18 protein-coding genes are annotated in these 20,189 nt (G+C 66.1%); 9 read left to right on the top strand and 9 right to left on the bottom strand.

Features of this window, described 5'->3' with window-relative positions; translation table 11 throughout:
• Nucleotides 1-36: 36 nt before the first annotated feature.
• The 4 genes from ACW5CM_RS01135 to ACW5CM_RS01120 are packed head-to-tail and all read left to right on the top strand — an operon-like array spanning nucleotide 37 to nucleotide 5,721.
• Nucleotides 37-1,407 (top strand): MFS transporter, encoded by a 1,371-nt coding sequence (locus ACW5CM_RS01135; RefSeq protein WP_438253823.1) that lies wholly within the window; start codon nucleotides 37-39, stop codon nucleotides 1,405-1,407.
• The gene (locus ACW5CM_RS01130) at nucleotides 1,404-2,798 is read left to right on the top strand and encodes an FAD-dependent oxidoreductase (RefSeq protein ID WP_457123869.1); all 1,395 of its coding nucleotides are present in this window, start codon (nucleotides 1,404-1,406) and stop codon (nucleotides 2,796-2,798) included. Before ACW5CM_RS01135 ends, ACW5CM_RS01130 begins: the two co-directional genes overlap by 4 nt.
• Nucleotides 2,795-4,153, top strand: coding sequence for an FAD-dependent oxidoreductase (locus tag ACW5CM_RS01125; RefSeq protein ID WP_457123868.1), 1,359 nt, complete (start codon nucleotides 2,795-2,797; stop codon nucleotides 4,151-4,153). The genes ACW5CM_RS01130 and ACW5CM_RS01125 overlap by 4 nt, the downstream gene beginning before the upstream one ends.
• Nucleotides 4,150-5,721 (top strand): FAD-dependent oxidoreductase, encoded by a 1,572-nt coding sequence (locus tag ACW5CM_RS01120; RefSeq protein WP_457123867.1) that lies wholly within the window; start codon nucleotides 4,150-4,152, stop codon nucleotides 5,719-5,721. Before ACW5CM_RS01125 ends, ACW5CM_RS01120 begins: the two co-directional genes overlap by 4 nt.
• A 206-nt stretch (nucleotides 5,722-5,927) precedes the next feature.
• On the opposite strand, the gene ACW5CM_RS01115 is transcribed toward ACW5CM_RS01120, so the two are convergent.
• Genes ACW5CM_RS01115 through ACW5CM_RS01105 form a run of 3 tightly spaced genes read right to left on the bottom strand, consistent with a single transcriptional unit; the run spans nucleotide 5,928 to nucleotide 8,993 of the window.
• Nucleotides 5,928-6,584: a nucleotidyltransferase domain-containing protein gene (locus tag ACW5CM_RS01115; protein WP_457123866.1), complete on the bottom strand. Its 657-nt coding sequence runs from the start codon at nucleotides 6,582-6,584 to the stop codon at nucleotides 5,928-5,930.
• A 43-nt stretch (nucleotides 6,585-6,627) separates the two neighbouring features.
• Nucleotides 6,628-7,068 carry a MarR family winged helix-turn-helix transcriptional regulator gene (locus ACW5CM_RS01110; protein WP_439255289.1) on the bottom strand — a complete coding sequence of 147 codons (441 nt, stop codon included), beginning with the start codon at nucleotides 7,066-7,068 and terminating at the stop codon, nucleotides 6,628-6,630.
• Between the two features lie 44 nt (nucleotides 7,069-7,112).
• Nucleotides 7,113-8,993, bottom strand: coding sequence for an FAD-dependent monooxygenase (locus ACW5CM_RS01105; RefSeq protein ID WP_457123865.1), 1,881 nt, complete (start codon nucleotides 8,991-8,993; stop codon nucleotides 7,113-7,115).
• Between the two features lie 106 nt (nucleotides 8,994-9,099).
• Here ACW5CM_RS01105 and ACW5CM_RS01100 point away from each other — a divergent pair, with 106 nt between their 5' ends.
• Nucleotides 9,100-9,849, top strand: a complete 750-nt coding sequence (locus ACW5CM_RS01100) for an IclR family transcriptional regulator (RefSeq protein ID WP_457123864.1) — start codon at nucleotides 9,100-9,102, stop codon at nucleotides 9,847-9,849.
• 90 nt (nucleotides 9,850-9,939) lie between these two features.
• Complete coding sequence (locus tag ACW5CM_RS01095; RefSeq protein WP_457123863.1) at nucleotides 9,940-11,118, top strand: 4-hydroxybenzoate 3-monooxygenase; 1,179 nt, start codon at nucleotides 9,940-9,942, stop codon at nucleotides 11,116-11,118.
• Nucleotides 11,119-11,133: 15 nt separating this feature from the next.
• Here ACW5CM_RS01095 and ACW5CM_RS01090 read toward each other — a convergent pair whose 3' ends face one another.
• The 3 genes from ACW5CM_RS01090 to ACW5CM_RS01080 are packed head-to-tail and all read right to left on the bottom strand — an operon-like array spanning nucleotide 11,134 to nucleotide 13,860.
• Nucleotides 11,134-11,682, bottom strand: a complete 549-nt coding sequence (locus ACW5CM_RS01090) for a Dps family protein (protein ID WP_439255294.1) — start codon at nucleotides 11,680-11,682, stop codon at nucleotides 11,134-11,136.
• A gap of 34 nt (nucleotides 11,683-11,716) precedes the next feature.
• The gene (locus ACW5CM_RS01085; RefSeq protein WP_457123862.1) at nucleotides 11,717-12,544 is read right to left on the bottom strand and encodes a TspO-related membrane protein; all 828 of its coding nucleotides are present in this window, start codon (nucleotides 12,542-12,544) and stop codon (nucleotides 11,717-11,719) included.
• A 29-nt stretch (nucleotides 12,545-12,573) separates the two neighbouring features.
• Complete coding sequence (locus ACW5CM_RS01080) at nucleotides 12,574-13,860, bottom strand: serine hydrolase domain-containing protein (protein WP_457123861.1); 1,287 nt, start codon at nucleotides 13,858-13,860, stop codon at nucleotides 12,574-12,576.
• A gap of 99 nt (nucleotides 13,861-13,959) precedes the next feature.
• Here ACW5CM_RS01080 and ACW5CM_RS01075 point away from each other — a divergent pair, with 99 nt between their 5' ends.
• Nucleotides 13,960-14,274: a DUF2470 domain-containing protein gene (locus ACW5CM_RS01075; protein WP_457123860.1), complete on the top strand. Its 315-nt coding sequence runs from the start codon at nucleotides 13,960-13,962 to the stop codon at nucleotides 14,272-14,274.
• Nucleotides 14,275-14,322: 48 nt separating this feature from the next.
• Nucleotides 14,323-14,970: a biliverdin-producing heme oxygenase gene (locus ACW5CM_RS01070; RefSeq protein ID WP_457123859.1), complete on the top strand. Its 648-nt coding sequence runs from the start codon at nucleotides 14,323-14,325 to the stop codon at nucleotides 14,968-14,970.
• Between the two features lie 3 nt (nucleotides 14,971-14,973).
• On the opposite strand, the gene ACW5CM_RS01065 is transcribed toward ACW5CM_RS01070, so the two are convergent.
• Nucleotides 14,974-16,359, bottom strand: a complete 1,386-nt coding sequence (locus ACW5CM_RS01065; RefSeq protein WP_438253809.1) for an ATP-dependent DNA helicase — start codon at nucleotides 16,357-16,359, stop codon at nucleotides 14,974-14,976.
• 70 nt (nucleotides 16,360-16,429) lie between these two features.
• On the opposite strand from ACW5CM_RS01065, the gene ACW5CM_RS01060 reads away from it, so the two are divergent.
• Nucleotides 16,430-17,488 carry a hypothetical protein gene (locus tag ACW5CM_RS01060; RefSeq protein ID WP_457123858.1) on the top strand — a complete coding sequence of 353 codons (1,059 nt, stop codon included), beginning with the start codon at nucleotides 16,430-16,432 and terminating at the stop codon, nucleotides 17,486-17,488.
• Between the two features lie 52 nt (nucleotides 17,489-17,540).
• Here ACW5CM_RS01060 and ACW5CM_RS01055 read toward each other — a convergent pair whose 3' ends face one another.
• Together ACW5CM_RS01055 and ACW5CM_RS01050 are read right to left on the bottom strand one after the other, a co-directional pair.
• Nucleotides 17,541-19,553: a bifunctional copper resistance protein CopD/cytochrome c oxidase assembly protein gene (locus ACW5CM_RS01055; protein ID WP_457123857.1), complete on the bottom strand. Its 2,013-nt coding sequence runs from the start codon at nucleotides 19,551-19,553 to the stop codon at nucleotides 17,541-17,543.
• A 79-nt stretch (nucleotides 19,554-19,632) separates the two neighbouring features.
• Nucleotides 19,633-19,920 carry an HU family DNA-binding protein gene (locus tag ACW5CM_RS01050; protein WP_438253806.1) on the bottom strand — a complete coding sequence of 96 codons (288 nt, stop codon included), beginning with the start codon at nucleotides 19,918-19,920 and terminating at the stop codon, nucleotides 19,633-19,635.
• Nucleotides 19,921-20,189 lie beyond the last annotated feature (269 nt).

Raw genomic sequence — 20,189 nt, 5'->3', positions numbered from 1 at the left:
CATCCACCGAACAACCACAGAATCAGGAACCTCCCGATGTCAACGAAGACAAAAATCCTCACCGAAACGGCGAGCATGCGCGCTCCGGGAAACCAGAGCAAGCGCTCCTCGCTCGCGGGCTTCATCGGCTCCGCGCTCGAGTACTACGACATGTACATCTACGCATCCGCGTCGGCGCTCGTCTTCGCACGCGTCTTCTTCCCGGATGCCGGCGCCACGGGCCTGCTCTACGCCCTCGGACTGTATGGCGTGGCGTACATCGCGCGCCCGGTCGGCGGTTTCCTCGCAGGCCACCTGGGCGACCGCTTCGGCCGACGGAACATCATGATCCTGACGCTGCTCGTCATGGGTATCGCGACGTTCCTCATCGGCTGCCTGCCCTCGTACGACAGCGTCGGCATCCTCGCCCCCACGCTGCTCATCGTGCTGCGCCTGTGCCAGGGCCTGTCCGTGGGCGGTGAGCTCTCCGGCGCATCCTCGTTGACCCTCGAGCACGCTCCGGCGGACCGCCGAGCGCTCTACACCTCATGGGCGATCAATGGCATCTGGGTGGGTTACATCCTCGCCACGCTCGCATTCATCGGCGTCGCGGCCCTCCCCGAAGACCAGCTGCTCTCGTGGGGCTGGCGCGTACCGTTCTGGCTGAGCGCACTCATCCTTGTCGTCGGCCTCATCATCCGTCGCACGGTGCGCGACACCGAAGCGTTCACCGTCGAGAAGGAGATGGGAACCACCGCCAAGATCCCGCTCGGCGAGGTGCTCCGCCATCAGCCTGCCGACGTGGTCCGCGTCATCTTCGCCGCTTTCCTCGTCGTGATCAGCACCACCGTTCCGGTTTACGGACTGACGTACGCGACCAACATCGCCGGGATCGAAGCTGGCACCATGCTGTGGGTCGTGATCGTCGGCTATGTCGTCGCGCTCGTCACGCAGCCCCTGTTCGCCAGCCTCAGCGACAAGATCGGTCGCAAGCCCGTACTGATCGGCGGCAACCTCTTCGGCGCCGCGGCTGTCTGGCTGTTCTTCTGGGCAGTCGGCGAGGCGAACATCCCGATGATCTTCGTCGGCGTGCTGCTGTGCGTCTCAATCGGCTTCGCGGCGACGAACTCGGTGTACCCGGCGTACTTCAGCGAGCTGTTCAACGTGCGCTACCGCGTGACCGGTATGGCCGTCGGTCTGCAGCTGGGACTCGTGCTGACCGGATTCTCGCCCGTCATCATCCAGGCCATCTCCACCGCGAACAGCGATGCCTGGTGGCCGGCCGCCGTGTTCACGAGCATCGCGTGTGTGATCTCGGCGATCGCGATCGCTTCGGGCCGCGAGACCTACAAGACGCCGCTCGACGAGCTGGGCGTTGCGCAGAACACGGCACGCGCCCCCCAGCGAACGGCACGGACGAACCGATGACCTCGCGCACCGCAGATCTTCTCGTCCTCGGCAGCGGCATCGCCGGGCAGACCGCTGCCACTGCCGCGGCAGAAGCCGGCCTTGACGTCATCCTCGCTGAAAAGACCGCTGACCTCGGCGGGTCGACCGTGATGAGCGGCGGCTGGTTCGCCTTCAGTGACACCGAAGAGCAACGCGAAGAGGGTGAAGAGGACTCCACCGAGCTGTTCCTCAAGGACATGCAGGAGGTCGGTGAGTTCCGCAACGACCCCGCCCTCCTGCACGCGTATCTGGATCGTCAGGATGCGGCGTATCACTGGCTCAAGGAGCACGGCGTGCAGTTCCGCGAGATCGAGATCAGCTCAGGCCAGTCGGCGAAGCGGAGCCACAACACGGCGATCACCGAGGTGATGGCAGGACTGCACGAGCAATTCGACACGGCCGGGGGCACGACGCTGCGCGAACATCGCGCGGTTCGTCTGATCACAGACACATCCGGCCGCGTCACGGGCGCGACCCTTGCGTCATCCGATGGCGAGATCGACGTGATCGCCCGCCAGGGCGTGGTCATCGCGACCGGTGGGTTCACCCGCGGCAACGAACTGATGGAAATCTTCGCACCCGAGCAACTTGCAGCGATCCCCTTCGGCGGCAAAGGCAACACCGGAGATGGCCTGCGGATGGCGTGGAAGCTCGGCGCAGACATGGCCGATATGTCCTTCGTGAGCGGAACGTACGGCTCGCACCCCGAGACGGGCCATGTGCATGAACTGCTCACCGCCTATTACATGGGCGCGATCATCGTGAACCGGGCGGGCGAGCGCTTCACCGACGAGTCGCAGTCGTACAAGACTCTGGGCCGCGCGGTCCTCGACGAGGAAGACGGTCTCGGAGTGCAGATCTTCGACGCCGACGTCCGCGCGAAGTCGCACCCCGGCATCCCGCTGAAAGATATGGAGGCGATCGAGTCGCTCGGTCACCTGCACCACGCCGACACTCTCGAAGAGCTCGCGGAGATCGTCGGCATCGATGGCAATCAGCTGGTTCAGACGGTCGCGCGCTACAACCGCGCGGTGACCGATGGCACAGCGGATGAACTCGGCCGGGAGAGCCTCTGCAACGGAATCGGCGAGTTGCGCACGATCACGAAGGCGCCGTTCTACGCCTACCCGGCGAAGTCACTCATGACGACGACGTACTGCGGGGTGAAGGTCACACCGGATGCCGAGGTCGTCGATGTCGAGGGTGAGGTCATCCCGGGGCTCTACGCGATCGGTGAAGTCGTCGGCGGCTTCCACGGTGCGGCGTACATGACCGGCACTTCGCTCGGGAAGGGCGCGATCTTCGGACTGCACGTTGCCTGTCAGGCTGCGGAGCGGTCCGGGACATCCGACGCGGGAGCTGCGGCGTGAACTCCTTCGACGTCATCGTGGTCGGCTCGGGCATCGGCGGTTCGTCCGCCGCGGCAGCGGCCGCACGCGCAGGCGCGCGAGTCGCAGTGCTGGAGAAGTCAGCGACGTTCGGTGGATCGGCGGCACTGTCGGCGGGGATGCTATGGACAGCGCCGGACCTGGATTCGTATCAGCGCCGTATCCCCCAGGGCGATGCGATTCTCGGCGAGCGCGTGGTGACGGACTTCCCGGATGCGATCGCAGAGGTTCGTGCAACAGGTGCACGAGTGGCCGACGAGCCGACGAGCGACATCATGACCTTCGGGATCGGGTACTCCACCGACATCCACGCGATTCTCGCAGCGTGCCGGGATGCCGTCACCACTGCCGGCGGCGTGATCGTGGCCGACGCTCCGGTGCGGGAACTCCTCATCGACGGCGGCCGCGTGACGGGTGTCGTCGCGTCAACCGCCGACGGCCCGGTCGAGTACCGCGCGGCGAGTGTCATACTCGCGACCGGCGGGTTCGGTCGTGACCCGGAGATGCTGACCCGCTACATCGGCCCGCAGGCCGACAACTTGCTGATGCGCTCGCACGTCGGGAATGTGGGAGACGGCCTGCGCATGGCCCGCGCGGCGGGCGCCGGCGGCAGCCGATCCATGGCGTCGTACTACGGCCACCTCGTTCCCTGGCCGCTGGAGACCTTCGAACCAGAGCACTACCTGCCGTACTCGCAGTACTACTCAGGGTCCACCCTGTTCGTGAATCTCCGCGGCGAGCGCTTCGTCGACGAGACGCTCGGTGACGAGATCATCAATCAGATCGTGCTCGGCCAGCCGGAAAGTCGCGGAGTACTGATCTTCGACGAGCACGTGCACCTCACCGAAGCGCGGCAGGAACCGTTCCCCGGCCTCGGCGCCACCGACAGGTTCGAGACGGCGAAGGCGGCCGGCGGACTGTGGGCGAGCGCCGACACGCTCGATGGTCTTATCGCGCAGATCGCCTCCTGGGGTGTGGATGCCACGACCCTCGCTTCCACTCTTGATGCGTATCGCTCCGCGGCCGATACCGGTGCTGGGTGGGCATCGGGCGTCCCCGTCTCAGCGAGCGCCCGAGCTCCGCAGACCGGACCATTCCATGCGCTCATGGTGCAGCCGTCGATCACTTTCACCTTCGGGGGTGTGTCGATCTCGACGCGCGGGGAGGCGCTCGATCCGGACGGTGCACCGATCCCCGGGCTCTATGCGGCAGGGGCAGATATCGGCGGACTGTCGAACGTCGGATACGCGGGCGGATTGGCCCCCGCTTACATCACCGGACGGTGGGCTGGCAGCAGTGCCGCTGACGCCGCCCTCTTGGAAAGGACGCACGCATGAGTGTGACGACAGACGTATTGGTCATCGGCGGCGGCGGATCTGGTCTCACGGCCGCGATCTCCGCCGCGACCAGCGGTGCGAAGAGCATCGTCCTCGAGAAATGCGCCCGCCCCGGTGGCAGCACCGGAATGTCGGTGGGCAGCTTCACCGCGGCGAACACCGCGTACCAATACCGCGCCGGCGTTAACGATTCGATCGATCTGTTCATCGAAGACATGAAGGTCGCCAACGGCAAGGACGAGGCGCGCGAGAACGTCGCACTGAGGCGCGTGCTGGCCGAGAACGCCGGGGCAACACTCGAATGGCTCTCCAGTATCGGCGTGCAGTTCCTCGGCCCGACTCCCGAGCCTCCATACGAGAAGCCCCGCATGCACAACGTGCTGCCTAACGCGGGCGCGTATGTGACGGCACTGCTGCGCGAGGCGCGCAAGCGTGGTGTGCAGGTCGTCACGAACGTCCGCGTAGACCGGCTGCTGCGCAACGCCGATGGCGAGGTCATCGGCGCGAGCGCGAACGGCGTGGAGTACTTCGGCCGTCGTGCTGTCGTGCTCGCGACAGGCGACTACTCTGCCGCGACCGATCTCAAGGCAGCGTATGTCGGCGAGGACGCCGCGCGCGTGCCCGCCGTGAACAAGAGCAACACGGGAGACGGGTTCCGTCTGGGCAGCGACGTCGGCGGCGTGATGCTGCAGATGGACCGCCTCTATGAGGGGCTGCGCTTCCCGCCAGGGCGCTTCCCTGATCCGATCAAGCTGCTGCCGTCGCATCCGTCAGTCTCGCGCCTGGTGCGCCTGGTCGCCGAGCGACTACCCAAGCGCCTCCTCGCAGTGCTCCTGCGCGGAGCGCTCACGAGCTGGGTCGGGCCGAACAACACCATGTATGCCGCCGGCGCCATCCTCGTCAACGAGCAGGGACAGCGCGTCGCGAATGAAGACTCCGACAAGCTACTTGCTCGCGGAGTCGCGGCAGATAGCAACCGGGGATACATGGTGTTCGACGAAGCGCTCTCAAAGCGGTTCTCAGCGTGGCCGAACCCGGTTTCGACGTTCCCCGGTGTCGCCTACGCCTACGTCGGAGACTACGCACGCTACCGTCCTGACATGTTCCACAAGGCCGACACGATCGAGGAGCTCGCATCGAAGGCCGGGATCAACCCGGCCCGGCTCCGCACGACGATCCAGAAGGTTCGCGAGTATGGGGCGGCAGGAGAGGACCCGGAGTTCGGACGCACCTCGTTCGGCGCGGGTATCAGCGAGGGCCCGTACTACGCGCTCGGTCCGATGCAGTCTTACATCACTCTTGCCGACGGCGGACTCGCCGTCGACACGACGCTGAAGGTCACGACGCCGGAGGGCGCTCCGATTCCCGGGCTGTACGCTGCCGGCTCCACGGGGCAGGGCGGACTGCAGTTGCTGAACCACGGTCTGCATATCGGCTGGGCGATGGTCTCTGGTCGGATCGCCGGACGCCACGCCGCTCAGGCTTCCCCGCGCACCGATCTCACCTCCGTCGGGGCGAAGGGATCCGTTCTCGAGACGCCGGTTTCGGAGCTGAGCGTCATCCAGTGATCCCCGGTTTCCGGGGCGGTTCTTCTTGTGACGATCGACGCGCGCCGGCCTAGACGCGAGCGACGTGTCAACTTACCGTGAATTCAACTGACGAGTCGCTTCAATTCACGCAAAGTCGCCCAGCCGTCCGCGAGAAATGGCTTTCAGCATGAGACATGGGCCAGCAGCACCTTTCTCATGCAGAAAGGCGTTTCTCGCGGGGCAGGCTACGGCTTCTTCTTGTTCCAACTTGCCTTCGCCGGCGCGAAGGGGCTGCGCACGTGGATCGCCCACGTCGAGTGCGGGTGGATGCGCAGCAGGGCCGTCTCGTAGAACGTGACCGCCTCCGGCGAGAGACTGGGCAGCACCGCATCCTTGTCGATCGTGTCTTCCGGGCGCGGGCGCAGCGCCTTCCAGACCAGCTGCACCTCAGGCGCACCGGTGGGGATGCCGTCGATGTCGAGCACCGCACGATCCCACGGAAGGGTTAGTCGCGGGTCACGCTTGTACGTCCAGGCGCGCGGAGCGCCGTCCTCGGCGTTGATCTGCAGCACCCAAGCATCCCGCTCGTCATCACGCACGAGCACCGGCTGAAGGTCAGCATCCGTCGGGGCATCCGCGAACGGAATGTACTCATCTTCGCCCTCGGCCGGCGCCCAGGCACTGAATCCGGCAGGCAGGCTTGCGATGAGCGCCGCGAGGTCGGATGCGACGACACTCACGTCGATGTTGGAACGCTCGCGGACCGGCTGGCCGAGCCAGCGATCCAGCGCGACTCCACCAGACAGCCACCAGCGCACCTCGCTACCCGCGAGCAGGGCGGCGGCGCGCTCCGGCGTCAGCGGCACCCACGGAGTTGCGGCGGCGAGCACGGAGAATGGCATGTTTGAAGGCTACCGCTCGAACCTCAGCAACCATGCCGAGCAGTCACGAGCGCGGCGCGGTCTCCAACATCTGCCAGAGCCCGCGGAAGAGCCCGTCGACCTCACTGGATCCCAGGTTCGCGGTGAGCTCGCGCTGCACCTCGATCACCAGGGGCACGAGGCGCGCACGCTCCGCTTCCCCGAGCTCGGTGAGCGTGACGACGTTCCGGCGCGCATCCCCCTCGGCGCGGCGGCGCGCGATGAGCCCGGCCTTCTCCATACGCCGCACAAGGTCGGCGATCGTCGATCGGTCGAGGTCGACCTCGTCGCACAGCTCACGCTGGCTCGCCTCGCCGAGACGGTCCAGCACCGCGAGGATGCTGTACTGCGCGCTCGTGATCTCGCTCGAAGCCACGCGCGCCCAGGTCGCCAGGTGCAGCTGCTGCGCGCGCCGGATGAGGTTTCCGACGTGGCGCTGCGGTTCGGGGAGGTCGGCCATGGTCATCACGACATCCATCCTCTCAACCAATCTCGATCAGCGACGCAGCTTCACGCTGGCAGCAGGAACCCCGCGAAGAACTCGGTCAGCTCCTCGCGCGCCGACAGCGGAAGCACGTGGGCTACGTACTGATCCGGACGGACCACGACGATCGCACCCTCCGCCACAATCCCGCGAGCGGCGAAGATGTCGTCCTTGGCGTCGGTGGCCCACGCCTTCTCCCAGTCCTGCAGGCCGAGCGGCCCGGACTTCGGAAGCAGCAGCTCGGGCAGAGCCGTGACGTCGATGTCGTGGTGCGAGCCGCGGAAGACGGCGTGCACGTCGATGACGCTGTCGATATCGGCATCCGCTGCCGTGAACGCGCGCACCGGCGAGTCCGCTCCGTCACTCAGCCACGTGGCGAACTCTCGCAGTGCCGCCCCAGAGGAGTCTCCGAAGGCGTAGATGCGCCAGCGACCATCGGCACGGTGCGAGTGACCGAGCTCCATCCGGCGCGCATCTGCGACCCGCCGCGCGGGTGCCGAGTGGAAGCGTGTGCCGATTTCGAATCCGGTCGCAAGCTGCTGATGGTCGGATGCCCCGGTGAGTGTCGACGGCGTGTACTTCGTCGCGAGTCCTGCGGTGTATCGGCCCTGGCGAGCGAACTCCGCCTGCATGTCGGCGGGCGAGACACCGCCGCGCTCCGGATGCTCGGGATCCAGCGCCGGCTGCGCGATGAAGGTCGACCAGTACTTGTCGAACGCGATGAGATCGGCGGCGATCGTCTGGCGCTCCTCGGAGTATGTGCGCAGCAGCGTGGCATCCGCTCGCCCCTGCAGGACGGCGGCGAGCTTCCACCCGAGGTTGAAGGCGTCCTGCATCGAGACGTTCATCCCCTGACCAGCCTTCGCGCTGTGCGTGTGGCAGGCGTCGCCTGCGACGAAGAGGTGCGGAACGGCATCGGCCGGAGCATCCGCTGTCAGATTGTCGAAGCGATCGGCGAGACGCTGGCCGACCTCGTAAACGCTGGACCATGCGACCTGCTGCACGTCGATCGTGTACGGATGCAGGATCGCATTCGCGACCTCGCGCAGCTCCTCGGCCGTCTTGTTGCGGATGTCGCTGTCACCAGCGGCAACCTCACCGAGATCGACGTAGCACCGCACCATGTTGCCGCCCTCGCGCGGGATCATGAGCAGGCTTCCCTTGCCGGCCGACTGCACGACGTTCTTGGTGCGCCAGTCCGGGAAATCGGTGGTTGCCAGAACATCCATGACGCCCCAGGCGTGGTTTGCGGCGTCGCCCTGGAGCTCGATTCCGAGCGCGCGGCGCACGTTGCTGCGCGCTCCGTCGCATCCGATCACGTACTTCGCCTGCACGACGAACTCGTCGCCATCGGCCCGACGCAGCCGGGCGGTGACCGGATACTCGGAGTCGTTCATCTCAAAACCCGTGAACTCGATGCCGTAGTCAGCTTCGAGCTTGCTCGCCGAGTTCGCGGCGTGCTCAAGCAGGTACTCCTGCATGCGCGCCTGGTTGACGATCACGTGCGGGAATTCGCTGAGCCCCTCGGGGGTGTCCTCCACCCAGCCCGTGCGGACGATCTTCGAGCGATCCTGCTCGGACGGCCCCCAGAAGCGCACCTCGTTCACCCAGTACGCCTCGCGCACGAGCGCGTCGGCAAGTCCGAAGGCCTGGAACATCTCGACCGTGCGGCACGCCACACCATCGGCATGCCCGACCTGCAGCGGTTGTTCGCGGCGCTCGACGATGCGCGTGGTGATGTCGGGGAACTCAGCCAGCTGGGCTGCAAGCACCGTGCCGGCGGGCCCGGTGCCCACGATGAGCACGTCGACCCGCTCGGGGAACCCGGCGCCGCGAGCCGCGACCTGGGCAGCTGCGGGCTGGATGTCGGGGTCTCCGGGGCGGTAGCCGTCGCGGTAGAACTGCATCAGATCTCCTTTGATCACTCCGGGCCGGCCGGAGAAAGTTTCCGAGGATTCGGGATAGTTGGGGTGCCAACGATTATACACGCGCCGTGCGTGCGAAGCTAGCCCCATGGCGAACTCCCGCTCCGGCGACTCGATGACCGAGCGCATCGTGCGCGTCCTCGACACATTCACCACCGAGCGGACCATACAGACCGCCACCGAGATCGCCGAACGCGCAGGCCTCCCCGCATCCACCGCGCACCGGATCGTCGGAGACCTCGTCACCGCAGGCCTGCTCGAGCGCGACGAAGAGATGCGCATCCGCCTCGGAATGCGCCTGTGGGAACTCGCCCTGCGCGGCTCGACCGCACTTCGTCTGCGCCAGGCTGCACTCCCGCACATGGAACGGGTGCAGGCCCTGATCCGCGAGCACACCCAACTGGCCGTGCTCGAGCACGAGGAAGCGCTGTTCCTCGAGCGCCTCTCCCACCCGGATGCCGGCGCCAACATCACCCGCGTCGCCGGGCGCCTGCCCCTGCATGCCTCCTCATCCGGCCTCGTCCTGCTCGCGCACGCCGACCCCGAGGTGCGTATGCACGTGCTGAGCGGCCCCCTTCGCGCCGTCTCGCCCGAGACGGTGACGGATGCTGAGACGCTCAGCGCGCAGCTCACCTCGATCCGGCGGCGGGGTTACGTCGTTGCCCCCGGCTCCGTCGAGGCCGTCTCGACCGGCGTCGCCGTGCCGGTACGCGATCACGGCGAGGTCATCGCCGCCCTGTCAGTTATCCTCCCCCGCGACACCGCACCGACGCCGGCGATCAACGCGCTGATCGGCGCCGCCCGGGCAATCGAACAGGACCTGCGCCAGCCGCGCTGACTTTCATTCAATGGGATTGTGCCGAGGTGACTCGATGCTTCGCGGCACACTGGTGCGTAGCATCCATTAGGCACCGTCGAAGGAGACACCGTGAGCACCAGCATCCGCACCCGAGTCGCGATCGTCGGGGCTGGCCCCGCGGGCCTGATCCTCTCGCACCTCTTGGCCGAAGCCGGCATCGAATCCGTCATCATCGACCAGCGCTCCCGCGCAGAGATCGAGCAGACCATCCGCGCCGGCATCCTCGAGCAGGGCACCGTCGACCTGCTCACGCGGATCGACCCGAACACCCGCGTGCACACCGTCGGTCATCGCCATGACGGCATCGAGTTGCGCTTCCAGGGCGAGGGCCACCGCATCGACTTCCCCGGACTCGTCGGACGCAGCGTCTGGCTCTACCCGCAGCATGAGGTGCTGAAGGACATGCTGGCGTTGCGTCTGGAAGCAGGCCAGGACCTGCGCTTCGGCGTCACGGCATCCCGCGTCGAAGACATTGCCACCGATCACCCCCGGGTCATCGCAACGGATGCTGACGGCGCAGAACTCGTCATCGAGGCGGACTTCGTGGTCGGGGCCGACGGGTCGCGCTCCGCGGTCCGCCCTGCCATCGCCGGCACCTCCCGGGACGGCTACTTCCGCGAGTACCCGTTCGCGTGGTTCGGAATCCTCTGCGAAGCACCGGCCAGCGCGGATGAGCTCATCTACAGCAACTCCGAGAACGGCTTCGCCCTCATCAGCCAGCGCAGCCACGAGGTGCAGCGGATGTATTTCCAATGCGACCCCGACGCCGATCCAAACTCCCTGAGTGAAGCGCAGATCTGGGAGACGCTGCAGTCGCGAGTACCGGGCACGACACTGAAGGAGGGCACAATCTTCCAGCGCGACGTCCTGCGCTTCCGCAGCTTCGTTGCCCGAGAACTGCGCCACGGCCGCGCAGCCCTCGTCGGCGATGCCGCACACACGGTGCCACCGACGGGCGCCAAGGGCATGAACCTCGCGATCGCCGACGTCGTCATCCTCGCCGACGCGCTGAACGCGCTCCTGACCGAGAATGACACCCGGCTGATCGACGGCTACGCCGAGGCAGCCCTTCGCCGCATCTGGAAAGCGCAGAACTTCTCGTGGTGGATGACAAGCATGCTGCACAGCCTGCCCGAGCACAACGAGTTCGACCAGCGTCGCCAGATCGGTGAGCTGCGCTCGCTCGTCGATTCCGAAGCCGGTCGCACCTACCTCGCCGAGGCATACACCGGTTGGCCGCTGGGCTGAGTTCCCCGGTGGTGGTCAGCTGCCAGCCGCAGGCTTACGGTTCTCGGCGCTGACCATCCACGCGAACTGCTCGAGCTTCTCGATGATGGCGTGCAGGATGTCGGCACTCGTGGGGTCTTCGGAGTCGACACCGTCGTGCACCTCACGCATGGTGCCCACGGTGGCCTCAAGACGCACCGTGATGAGGTCGACGGTCTCTGCCGTGTCGACCTCGCCCTGCGGATACTCCGGAAGCGTGGTGGTGGATGCAACGACATCGCTGCGTCCATCCGGAACCGCATGCATCGCTCGCATGCGCTCAGCTACGGTGTCGCTGAACATGCGCGCGGCCTCGATGATCTCGTCCAGTTGGCGATGCGTGTCACGGAAATTGCGCCCGACAACATTCCAATGCGCCTGTTTGCCCTGCGACGACAGCTCGATCAGATCGACGAGCACGGCCTGCAAGTGCGCGCTGAGCTCCTTGGACGCGACGAATCCCTTCTCGGCATTCTGACGCTTCGTACGCTTGGACCCCGAGCCTCCTCGGGCGTTGGTCTTTGCGGGTGTCTTGTTCGTAGCCATGTTGACCTCCTGAGGCGACCGTATTGCGCTCAGCTCATCCGACAGACGGGCTTGACAAACGCTCTCGCCCCGGCGACTCTGTCACGCGTGCGCGCAATCGCGACACCGCAACAGCGAGCACGACGACCGCCAGCGAGACCGCCACTGTCGCCACCACCGGCGCCTCTGGCTCCCCCGACCAGCGTCCGACAGCGATCCAGACCAGCCCCCACCCGGTCGCGATCGCCGGCGCCAACCGGCCACCACGCCATGCCGCGAACACGGCGATGAGTCCCACAACGATCAGCGTGATCACCCCGGGCACGCTCGACTCTCCGGCCCACGCGCCCAGTCCGATGTCTGCCAACCATGCCGCCAGATTCGCCGCGGACGCCACCGTCACCCAGCCGAGGTACAGTCCGATCATCCCGTCCACGAGCACCAGTTCGGCCAGGGTGCCCCGTCGAGACCGACGGCATACGCGCACGAACGTCACCAGCAGCACGCCGAGCAGAATCACGATGAGCACGAACGATTCGGCGATACGCCAGGCCTGCACGCACGCGATCCACGCGGCGTTCAGCACGGCGGATGCCGCAACCCCGTACCCGACCGTGCGATGCAGCGGCTTCGCCGCCTGCCCCGGCAACAACTGCCACAGCGCGTATCCGAGGAGTCCCAGATAGATCACAGACCAGATCACGAACGCGAAGCCGGCAGGTGCGAGCACCGTGGCATCCGCAGCGAACGCACCGCCCGCAGCATCCGCAATGCTGACGCCTCCGAACACCCCGGACCCGAATAGCGCGGCGACCACAGCACCGACAACCGCCAGGGCGACGACAATGCGGCGAGCGCGATCAGACTGCTGCGTCTGGTTCATGCCCCCAGCGTAAAGGGATCCGCCCGCTCCTACTCCGCGGCCGGCGGCGTGGCGCAGGTCGTGAGGTTCGCGATGGTGTCGTGGTACTGCTCGGCCGTGAACGGAAGACCGAACTCCGGCGCGGTCTGTCCGCTGGCGGCCGGAGCCTTCGACGCGATCGCCGCAAGCTCCCATGCAAGGTAGGCAGCAGGCGCGGATCCGGCGCTGGAGTTGTTGAGCACCACGGCCACGGTGAAGCCCGTCGTCGGGTCGGAGTATGCCGAGCTCGCGTATCCCGGTGTCCACCCGTGCTGGCCGATCATCGACCCAACCAGGTACGCGCCACCGGTGACCTGATACCAGGATGGAGCCCCGGGAGCTGTGGGAAGCGGGTTCGCGAACCGGTCGGGTTCGGCATCCTCCGGGCGCAACGCCTGGCGCGCTGCGGCCTGAACGTAGCTTCCGAGGTCGTCGATCGTGGAGACGACGCCCGAGTCGGTGTATCCCATGCTCGACGACGCTGTGGTGATATCGACCGGCGCCGCACAGTTGTAGCCGCCCTCGATCGGCGGCAGGTAGTTTCCGCTCAGCGAGTTACTCCCGGGCTTGGCTGCGGTCGCTGCGGGCAACGCTGTGCCTGCCAGGCCCAGCGGCGAGGTGACGTACTCAGAGATCAGCCGCGCAGCGCTCTTACCGGATGCCCGCTCGAGGGCGAGCCCGAGCAGCAGGTATCCGGCATCCGAATCGCGGTACGTCGTGTGCGGTGTGGCCGGGTCTTGCCCGAGACCGAAGGATGCCAGCTCCAACGGCGCCCACACCCGCTCCGGGGTGTTCAGCCACATGCCGGAAACGGCGGCCTCAGACGACCCCACTCCGCTGGTGCTGTTGCACAGGTCAAGCAGGGTGACATCTTCGAGGTGCGCAACACCGGAGACATAGTCCGGCACGATCCCGTCGAGCTCGACAACACCGTCATCGGCGAGGCCGTACAGGACGTCGCAGGTCATCATCCGGGTGGTATCCGCGATGCGGAACGTCATATCCGTGGTGACTTCGGTCTGGTCTTCAACCGACTGCGTCCCCAGGGCCGTGACCCAGGTGCCACTCCATGGCACCCACACGCCGACGATCGCGCCGGTTGACCCTGTTGCGGAAATCGCATTCTCGACCGCCGCCTGCATCTGGGCGACGGTGCCCTCCGGCAATGCCTGGTCAACCTGCTCGGGGGGCGTGTAGGAGAAGTTCTCCGCGGGCGCCGAACAGCCAGTCAGGACAAGAGCGAGCGCTGCGGCAACCGCGGTGGCGGCACGCCAGCGGCGCGACGGAAGAAGGTGCATGAAGATGGCTCCCGGGATGGTTTCTGCCCCGAGTCTAAAGCGCTCACCTGCAAACTCGTCACCGAAGCGGTCCACTTCGGGGAGACGTACAGTAAACAGGTGCCCCATATTTTCGAAGACGACGTTGTCTCAGCCGTTCTCCACCACATGAATAACGACCATGCCGCAGACAACCTCCTCATCTCACAGGCCAACGCCGCGGCATCCGATCTGAAGATCACGAGCGCCGAGATGATCGACTTCACCGGCACCGGCGGCATCTGGCAGATCGTGCGCGCCGGAATCCCGGAGCAGCTGGATATCCCGTGGCTCGGTGGCTCGATCACGGAGCGCGCAGACGTGCGCCGCGAGATCGTCGCACTGTACGACCAAGCGTGCGCGCGACTCGGCGTGGCCCCGCGTCCGCATGACTGATCGAGCGCGACCCTTCTGTTTCAGTTAGGCGACCCTTACACTGAGCGCATGGCGGAACTCATCTCCTTCTCAGCGGCCCTGCGCGAACGCTCCTCGACATCGCACTCGCAAAGCGAGCACGCGGGCTTCATGTCCGACCTACTGAAGGGCGAGGGCTCCCGCGAGGACTACATCGCCCTGGTCTCGCAGCACTACTTCATCTACGACGCGCTGGAGTCGATGGGTCAGCAGATGAAGAACGACCCGGTGGCGGCCGTCTTCATCACCGACAAGCTGACCCGGTTGCCTGCCCTGGAATCCGACCTGGAGTTCCTCGTCGGCGCCGATTGGCGCGAGCAGATCACACCGCTGCCGACCACCCGGCGCTACGTGCAGCGCATCCGCGAGGTCGGTGCCACCTGGCCTGGCGGGTTCGTCGCGCACCACTACACTCGCTACCTCGGCGATCTGTCCGGCGGCGTGTTCATCGGCCGGGTCATGCAGCGCCGGTTCGGGTTCGAAACGAACGGGATCGGCTTCTACCTGTTCGACGACATCGCCGACCCGAAGTCTTTCAAGGACGTCTACCGCGAGCAGTTGGATGCTGCGCCATGGGATGATGCGGAACGCGAACGCGTCATCGACGAGGTGCTGCTGGCGTACCGCTTCAACACCGAGCTTTTCGAAGACCTCGATCGGGCGCGCGCGGCCGCCTGAGCGTCAGGAGCCGTCGACCTCGGGAGTGGATGCCTTCTCCCACGCTTCGCGCATGAAACGGCGCACGTCCTCATCGACCTTGATGTCGCTGGGACGCAGCGGTCGCGACAGGTACAGCCCGTCGAGTGATGTGAGCCGCGACAGCGCCACGTAGGTCTGTCCCGGAGCGAATGCGCCGCCACCGAGATCGATGATCGCCCGGTCGTAGGTCTTGCCCTGCGACTTGTGGATCGTCACCGCCCACGCCAATCGCAGCGGGAACTGCATGAACTCGGCGATCACGTCGCGGCTGAGGGTCTTGGCGCTCGGATCGTAGGAGTAGCGGAACCTCTCCCAGACGGCCGGCTCGACATCGACGTCCTCGCCGTCGATCTCCACTCGTACCGCGCCGCCGAGGATGCGCTTGACCGTGCCGATGGTGCCGTTCACCCAGCGCGGCGGCTCGCCGGTCATCGACACGTCGTTGCGCAGGAACATCACCTGCGCGCCGATCTTGAGCTTCAACTCGGCATCCGCCGGGTACGAGGCATCCCCTCGCCCGAAATCTCCATTGATCTCAGCCCGGGCGGTCTGCTCCTTACCAGCGAGGGCTGCCAGGTGACGACGATTGATGTTGTTGACGATGTCGTTTCGGGTGGCGAGCGTGATCATCGGCACCTCCCCCGGCTCCGGGTCGGGTGGCGTGCGCGTGCCCTGGGTGTTGAGCACCTCGGCGATCTCGGCGGTGACTCGCCCGTAGCGCACCGCATTCAGCATCGATTTGAAGCCATCGTCGGACTGTCGATGGATCTGTACGAGTTCGCGCACGTGCAGCTGCGCGCCGTACCGGCCGAGGTCGATGAGCCCATCCGCCTCGCCCATCGTCGCCCCCGCCCACACCTTGGCGTCGAAGAACCAGAATGAGCGGTAGTGATCCTGCACATAGCGCAACTCGTCGCCGCGCGGCGGCACTGGTGCGAGCTGGTACGGATCCCCGAACATGACGACCTGCACGCCACCGAACGGCTCGGCACGACGTCCGCGCGCCTGGCGCAGAGCTCGATCCATGCCATCCATCAGATCCGCGTTGACCATCGAGATCTCGTCGATCACGAGGGTATCGATGGCGTTCAGGATGCGACGGGTGGCGTCGTTCTGCTCGATCTCGCTCTCGGCGATCAGCCCGATCGGTAGGCGGAACAGCGAGTGGATCGTCTGGCCCTCGACATTGAGGGCCGCAACACCGGTCGGGGCGCAAATGGCGATCTGCTTCTCGGTGTTCCAGGCGAAGTACTGCAGCAGCGTCGATTTTCCGGTGCCGGCCCGTCCGGTGATGAAAACGTGCTCCCTGGTGTCTTCGATCAGTCGATACAGCTCCTGCTGCTCATCGGACAGTGCGGGAAAGGACACGACACTAATCGTACGTCGCCATCCGGCGGCGCTCGGCACTGTCACAGCGGGCTGCTTCTAGACTGGCGCCATGGATCAGCCCGGGACGAGGACGCCGCGTGTGCGCCGCCTGGGTACCGACCTCACGATTCTGACCCTCGTGGGCATCCTGCTTCTCGCTGCTTTCGGCGCCGGCGGGCTGGCGCTGTACACCCAGTTCTACGGTCCGGCGGCCTTTGTCACGCGGTACCTCGATCTGCTCTCCGAGGGCCGCGCCGCCGATGCACTGCTTGTTCCTGGCGTCGCCATCGATCGCCTCACCGTCGAGGAGGCCGGCATCGATCCAGTCTCCTCGGAGGCGCTGCTACGCCGTGCTGCGCTCGCTCCGCTCAGCGACATCACCGTCGTGTCTCAAGAGGCTGCGGACGGCGTTACCTCGGTCACGGTGTCTTATGTCGCCGGCACCCACCCCGGAACGAGCACCTTCGAGGTGGAGCAGGATGGCTGGGTCGGCGTCACTCCGAACTGGCGCTTCACCCGCACGCCGCTGGCCGCAATATCGCTGAGCGTCCTGGGTGCCGACCAGTTCGCGGTCAACGGCTTCCAGATCGATCGGCATCAGATCTCTCCGGCGGGCGCGGATGCTGACCCTCTCGATCCCCTCTCGCTGCTGGTGTTCACTCCTGGTGTGTACTCCGTGACCGTGGACACCGCGATATCCGCATCGCGCGGCGTCAGCATCCTCGCCGACTCTCCACTGATGCAGACCCCGGTCGATCTGCAGACGACCCCCACCGAGGGTTTCCTCGAGGTCGTGCAGACGCGTGTGGAAGAGTTCCTCACCCAGTGCACGACGCAACAGGTGCTGCTGCCCACGGCTTGCCCCTTCGGGCTCGAGGTGCAGAACCGACTCGCGAGCCTTCCGGAGTGGTCGATCAGCTCTCAGCCGACCGTGACCGTCGAACCGGACGGCGCGCACTGGAGGATTCCCGCGGCAGAAGCCGTCGCGCACATCGAGGTCGACATCCGCTCGCTCTTCGATGGCTCGATCCAGCATGTGTCCGAAGATGTGCCGTTCCAGGTGGACGGCACGATCGTGATACTGCCGGACGGCTCAGCATCCATTCGGGTCGGCTCGCCGGGCGAGTAGGGCACCGGACTCGGCCGGATTCGGCCGGACTCGAGCCAGCCGCGTACCGGACTCAGCCGCTCTCGCGCTCCGCGCGGAGCTGATCACGATCGGCGAGCTGCGCCAGCTGGGCGTTGTACTCCTCGAGCTCGGCCTCACCGGTGCGGTCGGCGTGACGATCACTGCGGCGCTGGATCTTCACGTCATCCCGGCTCCACTGGATCGCCACTGTGATCGCCAGGATCAACGTCGGAATCTCACCGACCGACCAGGCGATGCCGCCACCGATGTACTGGTCTTCCATCGGTGTCGGGCCCCAGGTGCGCCCCATCGATCCGAACCATTCCGCGACCATCAGCCCCTCCTGCATCATGATGGCGACGCCGAAGAAGGCGTGCATTGCCATGATGGCGATCAGGGTGATGAGCCTGCCCGGGTACGGCAAGCGGTACGGGACCGGGTCGATGCCGACCAGCGACATCACGAACAGGTAGCCCGAGATCAGGAAGTGGATGATCATCCACTCGTGGCCCAGATGCTCGTACATCGCCCAGCGCACGAGGTCGGTGAAGTAAAAGGCCCACAGCGAGCCCATGAAGATACCGGCCGCAACGAACGGGTGCGTGATGATGCGCGAGAACGGTGAGTGCACCGCCCACATGATCCATTCGCGTGCGCCGCGGGTGCCGTCATCCCGTTTGTGGATGCTGCGCAGCGCCAGCGTGATGGGCGCCCCCGAGACGAGCAGCAGCGGGATCGCCATGGACAGCACCATGTGCCCGAGCATGTGCACGCTGAACAGGTATTCCTGGTACAGGTTCAGCGGACCATTGGTGACCCAGAACAGCAGGATCAGGCCCAGCACCCAGAACACGGTGCGGTGGATCGGCCAGCGATCGCCGCGCCGGCGCATCCGCCAGACTCCGGCCAGGTAGAAGAAGAGCCCGAGTGCTGTGGCGACGACCCAGAGGATGTCGAAGTCCCACCCGGTGAACCACATGTCGATGGTGAACTCCGGCGGCAGCGGCGCGCGGCTCAGGATTTCGGCCGGCGTCTTGCGGATAGCGGCGACATCGCCGGTCGGCGGAGGTGTGCGCGCCAGCGCCGCGGCAGCACCGGATGCCAGGCCCATGAGTGCGACTTCGCACAGCACCAGCATCCAGAACCAGCGCGATGCCCGCTCGCCGTCCAGCCGCGGAATCAGGCGCGCGCGGTACCAGGCGCCGAGAAGGCCCATGGCGCCCAGCAGCACCACCTTGGCGACGATGATGAGGCCGTACGGCGTCCACAGCCCCGCCCAGTCGCCGACTCCGACGATCGAGCGGACGATGCCGGAGACCGCGACGACGAAGAACGCAGCGATCGCCAGGCTCGAGTACCGGCTCACCAGCGCGACGGGTTTGACACCCGGCGCACCACGCAGGATGACCAGCAGGATCAGACCGCCCAGCCATACCGCGGCGCCGATCGTGTGCAGCAGAATCGAGTTGACGGCGAGCACGTGTCCGGACAGCTCGCCCGAATGCCCCTGGGTGGCCATCGGCAGCAGGGATCCCACGGCGATGACAGCGGTGATCAGCACGAAAGTCCAGGTGCGCCAAGCGAACAGCAGGATCGTGACGACCGCGCCCATGAGCATCGTGATCAGCCAGGCCTGACCGAGGGGCAGCTCGAAGAAGAAACGCCCGAGCTGCTCGCCGAACTGATCGTCAAGGCTGAATTGGATGCCGGAGAAAGCGCTGCGGAAGGTCAGGAACCCGGTCGCTCCCGCTGAAACGGTGAAGATGGCGGCGCCGATGGATGCGGCATCCATCGCGGTTTCAAAGGGCTTGTCCCCCGCCTTGAGGGCGAACAGTGCGAGAACGATCGAGCCGATCATCACCGCAGCGCTGAGATTATTCACGGTGCGAGCGACCGGCAGCCCCCAGCGCACGAGCGCACCGGGGTCCTGCAGCAGCTGCTCTGCGGCACCGCCACCGAAGGCGAGACCGGCAATGAGGGCGACAACGGAGGCGATCGCAAGAATGAGGATGCCGCCCGCACGGTACACCGAGGACTGCGCGGTGCGGGAGCCGAGGGAAGTCACCCCTCCAGCCTAAGCTCGCTCGGCCCGGAGAATGCACGAAGGCCGCCCCCGGAGGGACGGCCTTACGAGCGGAGCAGTCTTACTTGACGGCTGCCTTCAGCTTGGAACCAGCGGTCACCTTGACGCGCTGGCCAGCGGGGATCTTGATCTCGGCGCCGGTCTGGGGGTTGCGGCCCGTGCGAGCTGCGGTCTCGACACGCTCGAAAGCGATCCAGCCCGGGATCGAGACCTTGCTGCCCTTGGCAACAGCGTCAGAAACCGTGGCGAAGAGCGAGTCGAGGACGCCCGAGACGGTGGCCTGGCTCTGGCCAGTGGCGGAAGCGATGCTCGCGACGAGCTCGGTCTTGGTGATGGACTTGTCAGCCATGTCATCCTCCAGCGACGAAGTGTCGCATTGATTGGGTTATCGGAGCGGATGCTCCTGGTCGAGTGACCGCCTCGAATGTATCAACCACCATCGACATTTCCGCGTCATTTCGCGGGTTTTGGGGTTTTTGTGCGCGTGTCGCGTCACTTTTGCCACTTCAGTCACAGAATTGCGGGTGTCTGGGGTGGCTGCGGGCGCATTGTTGGGTGCCGCGGAGGGCCTGCTGCGCCACCGCTGCGCCGGGATGCTGCACCGCCGCACCACCATGC

This window comes from Microbacterium wangyouchuni (assembly GCF_054072595.1).
Note: the sequence above shows the minus strand (reverse complement) of the source record. Positions and strands in the feature narration are given on the sequence as shown.

Excerpts from the sequence above, each read along its gene's own strand:
- ACW5CM_RS01135 (WP_438253823.1), top strand. The coding sequence starts at position 37 with ATGTCAACGAAGACAAAAATCCTCACCGAAACGGCGAGCATGCGCGCT.
- ACW5CM_RS01130 (WP_457123869.1), top strand. The coding sequence starts at position 1,404 with ATGACCTCGCGCACCGCAGATCTTCTCGTCCTCGGCAGCGGCATCGCC.
- ACW5CM_RS01120 (WP_457123867.1), top strand. The coding sequence starts at position 4,150 with ATGAGTGTGACGACAGACGTATTGGTCATCGGCGGCGGCGGATCTGGT.
- ACW5CM_RS01115 (WP_457123866.1), bottom strand. The coding sequence starts at position 6,584 with ATGCCATTCTCCGTGCTCGCCGCCGCAACTCCGTGGGTGCCGCTGACG.
- ACW5CM_RS01110 (WP_439255289.1), bottom strand. The coding sequence starts at position 7,068 with ATGACCATGGCCGACCTCCCCGAACCGCAGCGCCACGTCGGAAACCTC.
- ACW5CM_RS01105 (WP_457123865.1), bottom strand. The coding sequence starts at position 8,993 with ATGCAGTTCTACCGCGACGGCTACCGCCCCGGAGACCCCGACATCCAG.
- ACW5CM_RS01100 (WP_457123864.1), top strand. The coding sequence starts at position 9,100 with ATGGCGAACTCCCGCTCCGGCGACTCGATGACCGAGCGCATCGTGCGC.
- ACW5CM_RS01090 (WP_439255294.1), bottom strand. The coding sequence starts at position 11,682 with ATGGCTACGAACAAGACACCCGCAAAGACCAACGCCCGAGGAGGCTCG.
- ACW5CM_RS01085 (WP_457123862.1), bottom strand. The coding sequence starts at position 12,544 with ATGAACCAGACGCAGCAGTCTGATCGCGCTCGCCGCATTGTCGTCGCC.
- ACW5CM_RS01080 (WP_457123861.1), bottom strand. The coding sequence starts at position 13,860 with ATGCACCTTCTTCCGTCGCGCCGCTGGCGTGCCGCCACCGCGGTTGCC.
- ACW5CM_RS01070 (WP_457123859.1), top strand. The coding sequence starts at position 14,323 with ATGGCGGAACTCATCTCCTTCTCAGCGGCCCTGCGCGAACGCTCCTCG.
- ACW5CM_RS01060 (WP_457123858.1), top strand. The coding sequence starts at position 16,430 with ATGGATCAGCCCGGGACGAGGACGCCGCGTGTGCGCCGCCTGGGTACC.
- ACW5CM_RS01050 (WP_438253806.1), bottom strand. The coding sequence starts at position 19,920 with ATGGCTGACAAGTCCATCACCAAGACCGAGCTCGTCGCGAGCATCGCT.